Source organism: Mycobacterium sp. (genome assembly GCF_035603715.1).
GTDB lineage: Bacteria > Actinomycetota > Actinomycetes > Mycobacteriales > Mycobacteriaceae > Mycobacterium.
The window spans coordinates 1-6,516 of sequence record NZ_DATNJW010000619.1 but is presented as its reverse complement, the minus strand read 5'-3'; the positions used below and the strand labels follow the sequence as shown (position 1 = coordinate 6,516).

Annotated in this window: 4 protein-coding genes, 1 tRNA gene and 1 pseudogene; 4 read left to right on the top strand and 2 right to left on the bottom strand. The window is 68.1% G+C overall.

Annotated elements, in window-relative coordinates; genetic code table 11:
• Positions 1-2,193 (top strand): type I DNA topoisomerase (topA, locus tag VN856_RS25300; RefSeq protein WP_325694440.1); only part of this gene is annotated, 2,193 nt, incomplete at its 5' end.
• A gap of 152 nt (positions 2,194-2,345) precedes the next feature.
• Positions 2,346-2,759, top strand: a complete 414-nt coding sequence (locus VN856_RS25295) for a hypothetical protein (RefSeq protein ID WP_325694438.1) — start codon at positions 2,346-2,348, stop codon at positions 2,757-2,759.
• Here VN856_RS25295 and VN856_RS25290 read toward each other — a convergent pair.
• Positions 2,749-4,332, bottom strand: a complete 1,584-nt coding sequence (locus tag VN856_RS25290; RefSeq protein ID WP_325694442.1) for an adenylate/guanylate cyclase domain-containing protein — start codon at positions 4,330-4,332, stop codon at positions 2,749-2,751. The two genes, VN856_RS25295 and VN856_RS25290, sit on opposite strands and share 11 nt — an antisense overlap.
• Positions 4,333-4,442: 110 nt before the next feature.
• On the opposite strand from VN856_RS25290, the gene VN856_RS25285 reads away from it, so the two are divergent.
• A complete protein-coding gene (locus tag VN856_RS25285; protein ID WP_325694437.1) occupies positions 4,443-5,639 on the top strand; it encodes a DNA polymerase III subunit delta' in 1,197 nt (398 codons plus the stop codon).
• Between the two features lie 52 nt (positions 5,640-5,691).
• Positions 5,692-5,767: transfer RNA gene (locus tag VN856_RS25280), tRNA-Thr, on the top strand.
• Between the two features lie 13 nt (positions 5,768-5,780).
• On the opposite strand, the pseudogene VN856_RS25275 reads toward VN856_RS25280, so the two are convergent.
• Positions 5,781-6,516, bottom strand: a pseudogene (locus VN856_RS25275) (hypothetical protein); the annotation flags it as partial.

The window sequence follows — 6,516 nt, the reverse complement described above, 5'->3', positions numbered from 1 at the left end:
CGCGACCGGATGGCGTTCCGCAGCGCTGCCTACTGGGACGTGGTGGCCGAGCTGGACGCTAGCGTGTCCGACCCCAAAGCCCAGCCGCCGACCTTCACCGCCCGGCTGACCAATGTCGATGGCCTGCGCGTTGCGACCGGGCGCGACTTCGACTCGCTGGGCACACTGCGTAAGCCCGAGGAAGTCGTCGTGCTCGACGAGGCCAGTGCCGGTTCGCTGGCCACGGGTCTGCGCGGCTCCCAGCTGACCGTCGGGTCGGTGGAGGAAAAGCCCTACACCCGTCGCCCGTATCCGCCGTTCATGACGTCGACGCTGCAGCAGGAGGCCGGTCGCAAGCTGCGGTTCTCCGCCGAGCGCACGATGAGCATCGCCCAGCGGCTGTACGAGAACGGCTATATCACCTACATGCGTACTGACTCGACGACGCTGTCGCAGTCGGCGATCAACGCGGCCCGTACGCAGGCCCGTCAGCTGTACGGCGAGGAATACGTCTACCCGTCGGCGCGCCAGTACACCCGCAAGGTGAAGAACGCCCAGGAAGCTCACGAGGCGATCCGGCCCGCAGGGGAGACCTTCGCGACGCCCGATGCGGTGCGCCGGGAGCTCGACGGTGACGACTTCCGGCTCTACGAGCTGATCTGGCAGCGCACGGTGGCGTCGCAGATGGCCGACGCCCGCGGTACCACGCTCAGTCTGCGGATCAACGGCGAATCCGACGGTCGCCAGGTCGTGTTCTCGGCCAGCGGTCGCACCATCACCTTCGCCGGATTCCTGAAGGCCTACGTGGAGACCGTCGACGAACTGGCCGGCGGTGAGGCCGACGACGCCGAGAGCCGGCTGCCGCACCTGACCCAGGGACAGCGGGTGGATGCCACCGAGCTGACCCCCGACGGGCACTCCACCAACCCGCCGGCCCGCTACACCGAGGCGTCGTTGATCAAGGCTCTCGAAGAGCTGGGCATCGGGCGGCCGTCGACGTACTCGTCGATCATCAAGACCATCCAGGACCGCGGTTACGTCCACAAAAAGGGCAGCGCGCTGGTCCCGTCCTGGGTCGCTTTCGCCGTCACGGGTTTGCTGGAGCAGCACTTCGGGCGTCTGGTCGACTACGGGTTTACCGCCGCGATGGAGGACGAACTCGACGCGATCGCCTCGGGCACCGAGCGACGCACCAACTGGCTGAACAACTTCTACTTCGGCGGCGATCACGGCGTGGCCGACTCGGTGGCGCGCTCCGGTGGGCTGAAAAAGCTCGTCGGCGTCAACCTCGAAGGCATCGACGCACGAGAAGTCAACTCCATCAAGCTCTTTGACGACGCCGAGGGGCGCGCAGTCAATGTGCGGGTCGGCAAGAACGGGCCGTATCTGGAGCGAATGGTGGTCGGCGACGACGGCGAACCGACGCCGCAGCGGGCAAACCTGCACGACTCGCTCACTCCCGACGAGCTGACCCTCGACGTCGCCGAAGAACTGTTCTCCACGCCGCAAGAGGGACGCACGCTCGGTGTCGACCCGGAGACCGGGCACGAAATCGTCGCCAAGGACGGCCGTTACGGCCCGTACGTCACCGAGGTGCTGCCCAAGCCGGACGACGATGACGACGGTGCCGCCGGGCAGCCGGCCAAGAAGGGCAAGAAGCCGACCGGCCCCAAGCCACGGACCGGCTCGCTGCTGCGCAGCATGGATCTACAGACCGTGACGCTCGAGGACGCGTTGAAGCTGCTGTCGCTGCCGCGGGTGGTCGGCGTCGACCCTGACTCCAAAGAAGAGATCACCGCGCAGAATGGCCGCTACGGCCCATACCTCAAGCGCGGCACAGACTCTCGGTCGTTGGCGACGGAAGACCAGATATTCGATGTCACCCTCGAGGAGGCACTGAAGCTCTACGCCGAGCCCAAGCGACGCGGCCGGCAGGGTGCCGCCGCCCCGCCGCTGCGCGAGCTGGGCACCGACCCGGCGTCGGGCAAGCCGATGGTGATCAAGGACGGTCGGTTCGGTCCTTACGTCACCGACGGCGAGACCAACGCGAGTCTGCGCAAGGGCGACGACGTGCTGTCGATCACCGACGCACGCGCGTCCGAGTTGCTGGCCGATCGGCGGGCCCGCGGCCCGGTGAAGCGGACGGCCAAAAAAACCGCGAAGAAGGCACCTGCCAAAAAGACCGCCGCCAAGAAGGCCGCCAAGCGCAGTTAGCAGGGCATATTCGGCGACTCAGGCCGACTGAGCGGTCTCTTAGCAAACTTTCTTCGGGTGTTTCGAAAAATAAGTGATGATTCTCAGCCACTTCTCAGGTACAGTGTCCCTACACGCGTTGCGAACCGTCACGGCGTCACCTAGGGAGAGTCATGCGACCCGCTGTCCGATACTGCATCACCGCTGGTGTTGCGCTCGGCGGCGTCAGCATCCTGATCGCCGCCCCGTCATCGCCGCCGCTGCGCGATGTCGCGGTGCCATCGATGGAGCTCTCCAACAACTCGCAGGAGAGCCTCGACGCGAACAGCCCGTCCGTTCTGGACTTGCTGCAGGTCATGGGTGGTGCGGAGAGCCCGGTGGTGGTTCAGAACATCACCGAGTCCGACTCCGGAGTGCTCTTGGGCGGTCAGCCGGCGAACGTGCCGGGCCTCAGTGACCTGCTGAACCTGGGCAACGACCCCGCTGTCACACCGGACCCGCAGGGCAAGTCGTTCCTCGACATCGGGCCGGTGCTGCCCGGCACCCTGAGCCCCGCGCCGGCAGTCCCGCCGCCCGCTAACCGCTGAGTTCGCCGGGGACTTCCTCGGGCGCGGCAAGGTTGAGCGGACGAGCCAATTGAGTCGGCGCGGTGCGACCGCGCAGCGCCACCACCTCGGCCACATCCCAGCACAGCGCTTCGGCGTCAAGCGCGCCGCTGACCGCGACCGCCGAGGCCAGCACGTGGCCATCCTCGAGCTTGGCCAGCTCGGTGAGCCGGGCCGCCTCGTTGACCGGGTCGCCGATCACGGTGTACTCGAAACGGGCCAGCGCGCCGATATGCCCGGCGATGGCGCGACCCGACGACACCCCGATACCGAACTCCGCCGAACCGATCACCGGCAGCAGTTCGTCGTGCAGCTCGCGGGCCGCCGCCAGTGCGCCGCCGGAAGCGTCCGGATGCTCGATCGGCGCACCGAAGATGGCCAGTGCGGCGTCACCCTGGAACTTGTTGACGAAGCCACCATGCCGGCCGACGGTGTCGACCACGACCCGGAAGAACTCGTTGAGCATGCTCACCACTTCGGCGGGCGGTCGCGTCGACGCCAGCTTGGTCGAGCCGACCAGGTCGACGAACAGCACCGCGACGTCGCGCTCTTGGCCGCCGAGCTCGGTTCCGCGCTCCAGCGCACGCCGGGCGACGTCTTCGCCCACATAGCGACCGAACAGGTCGCGCAGCCGTTGCCGCTCGGACAGGTCGCGGACCATGTCGTTGAACCCGGCCTGCAGCAGGCCCAGCTCACTGGCGTCGTATATCTGCATGTGCGCGTTGTAGTTACCGCGCTGTACCTCGCCCAGCGCCCAGCGCAGTTGACGCAGCGGGTCGGCGATCGACATCGCCACCAGCAGCGTGCTGGCCAGCCCGATACCGAGCGCCAGCAACGCCAGCAGCAGGATCGGGTTCAACAGCTTCTCCGGCGGCCCGTGCAGGTACTCAGCCTTGTCTGCCACCACGGTCAGCACGATCGCCAGCAACGGCACCCCGGTAGACAGTGCCCAGGCCAGCAGCTGACGTCCGATCACACCCGATGCCCGGATGTTCTCCGGTAGCCCGCCCCGCAGCGCGGCAACGGCCACCGGCCGCAGCACCCGCTCCGACTGCAGATATCCGATGATCGCGGTGGCGGTGGCCCCCAGGCCGACGGCGACGGCCACCACCGGCGCGGCGTGATGGGCCACCGGCCAGCTCGCCACGATGAAAATCACGCCGCCGATCAGCCAGGACGCCAGGTTGATCACCGTGCGGTGAAACGGCGTTCGCAGGGCACGGCTCCGGGCCAGCGCGGTGGCGGCCGGGTCGGTGTCGGCGAGCAGACTGTCGCGGCGTTGCCACCGGAACACCGGCATCAGCAAGCGCGCGCTTATCGCGGTTCCGGCCAGGAACAGCAGCACGATCGAGCCTGCGAAGGTAGCCAGGTTCAGGGCCGGCAGCTCCTGCAGTTCGATGCGGTCTTCGGGGGGCAGCCCGTAGCGCAGAAACCCCAGCACCAACAGCGCGCCGATGATGTCGGCCTGCAGCTGGCTCAGTGTGAACACTGGCCACGGGGTGCGCACGAACCACTGGACGAATCCACTGATCCGTCTGGGAAGTGCCCCGGCCATGCCCACCTGCCCACCGTATCGGTCGGCGGCGACCAAAAAGTAGCCAAAAGGGCAGTGTGCGAGCACTGAACGTGCCGAACAGTCAGCGGTGGCCACTACTGTTGCCGGTGATGTCGCGGGTATTCACACGGTTGGTCGGCCAGGAGTCAGTCGAGGCTGAGCTGACGGCCGCCGCCACCGCCGCCCGCGGTGATTCGACTCACAGCTCCGCGATGACGCATGCCTGGCTGATCACCGGCCCGCCCGGTTCGGGGCGCTCGGTGGCCGCGCTGTGCTTCGCCGCGGCCCTGCAGTGCACGTCTGAGGGCGTACCCGGTTGCGGCGAGTGCCGGTCCTGCACGACGACGATGGCCGGTACCCACGGCGACGTGCGACGGGTCATCCCGGAGGGACTGTCGATCGGCGTCGACGACATGCGCGCGATCGTCCAGGTCGCATCGCGCCGGCCCAGCACCGGGCGTTGGCAGATCGTCCTGGTCGAGGATGCCGACCGGCTGACCGAAGGCGCAGCGAATGCTTTGCTGAAGGTCGTCGAGGAGCCGCCGCCGTCGACGGTCTTCCTGCTCTGCGCGCCGTCGGTGGACCCCGAAGACATCGCGATCACGCTGCGGTCCCGGTGCCGGCATATCGCGCTGGTGACGCCCCAGCCGGAGGCCATCGCGCAGGTCTTGGTCGACAGCGACGGGCTCTCGGCCGAGACCGCGAGCTGGGCGGCATCGGTCAGCGGCGGCCACGTGGGGCGGGCCCGTCGGCTGGCCACCGATCCGGAGGCGCGTGAGCGCCGGCTGCAGGCGCTGGGGCTGGCCCGCGACGCCGCGACCCGGTCGAAGGCGTTCAGCGCCGCCGAGGCGCTGGTCGCCGCCGCCGAGGCCGAGGCGGCAGTGCTGACCGCCGGGCGCGATGAAGCCGAGACCGAGGAGCTGCGCACCGCGCTGGGCGCCGGAGGCACCGGCAAGGGCACCGCCGGTGCGTTGCGCGGTGCCACCGGTGCTATCAAAGACCTTGAGCGACGGCAGAAGTCGCGTCAGACCCGGGCGTCGCGGGATGCGTTGGACCGCGCGCTGATCGACCTGGCGACCTACTTTCGGGACGCACTGCTGGTCGCCGCCAGTGCGGGTGACGTGCGGCCCAATCACCCCGACATGGCCGCGCAGATCGGGTCGATGGCCGCGCACGTCTCCGCCGATCGGCTGCTGCGCTGCATCGAGGCCGTTCTGGAGTGCCGCGAGGCGCTGGCGATCAACGTCAAGCCCAAGTTCGCCGTCGACGCCATGGTCGCCACCATCGGCCAGGCACTGCGCGACTGAACTTGGGTGTGCAAGTGGCCCTGCCGTAGACTCGTCCCGCCCGACAGGGCACGCCACCTTAGCTCAGTCGGTAGAGCGGCTCACTCGTAATGAGCAGGTCAGGAGTTCGATTCTCCTAGGTGGCTCCACCTCTGCCGCGCGTCAGTGCGGCAACACGAATCCCACCGGCCCCGCGGCGATGCACACGCTCAGCGCCGCCGTATTGGCCCGCACCCGCATCGCGTTGCCCGCGCCTGGCAGTCGCACGTAGACCCGGTTGAGCCCGGGATGTACCTGCACCCGGGTGTCGATCCCCTCCGACAGTGAGACCGTTATCGACCCGTCGCTATTGGCCAGGTAGTTGATCTCAGCCGTCCAGTCCGTCGGCAGCAGTGGGCCGTCGAGACCAACCTCAACCGGCCGGTCGGGCTGCACCAGGTATCCGCACTGCGGAACCGGGCCGGGCGCCATCGCGCGCACCCAGGTCACCTGGGCGTCAACCAGCCGGCCCTTGCTGTCCAGCGTCTTCAATTGCGTTGTCGAAGAACTGAATTCGGGGCGATCGGGCAGCAGCGCAAACATGTGGCTGGCCAGGTTATCCGGCCAGGCCACCCGTCCGAGCACCAGCGGGTCGACCTCCTGGTCGAGCAACGGTGTGCTCGAGTTCGTTTGCGCGGCAGCCAAATCGCGCTGGGCATTCTGCAGATACGGCTGTGCGGGGTTGTCCCGCCACGATGGCAGGAACGTTGCTGTCGAATACCAGCTGCTAGCCACGAACGACGCCGCCACCGCGGTCGTGACTACCGTGCGGTCTGCCGACGCATCGAGCCAGCCGGACGACGGGCGATTGGCAGCGCAGAACCCGACCGCGGCAAGCAATGCCAGCACCACGACGAGA

Bases quoted from the DNA above. Each gene is read 5' to 3' on its own strand.
- VN856_RS25295 (WP_325694438.1), top strand. From the start codon at position 2,346: ATGCGACCCGCTGTCCGATACTGCATCACCGCTGGTGTTGCGCTCGGC.
- VN856_RS25290 (WP_325694442.1), bottom strand. From the start codon at position 4,332: ATGGCCGGGGCACTTCCCAGACGGATCAGTGGATTCGTCCAGTGGTTC.
- VN856_RS25285 (WP_325694437.1), top strand. From the start codon at position 4,443: ATGTCGCGGGTATTCACACGGTTGGTCGGCCAGGAGTCAGTCGAGGCT.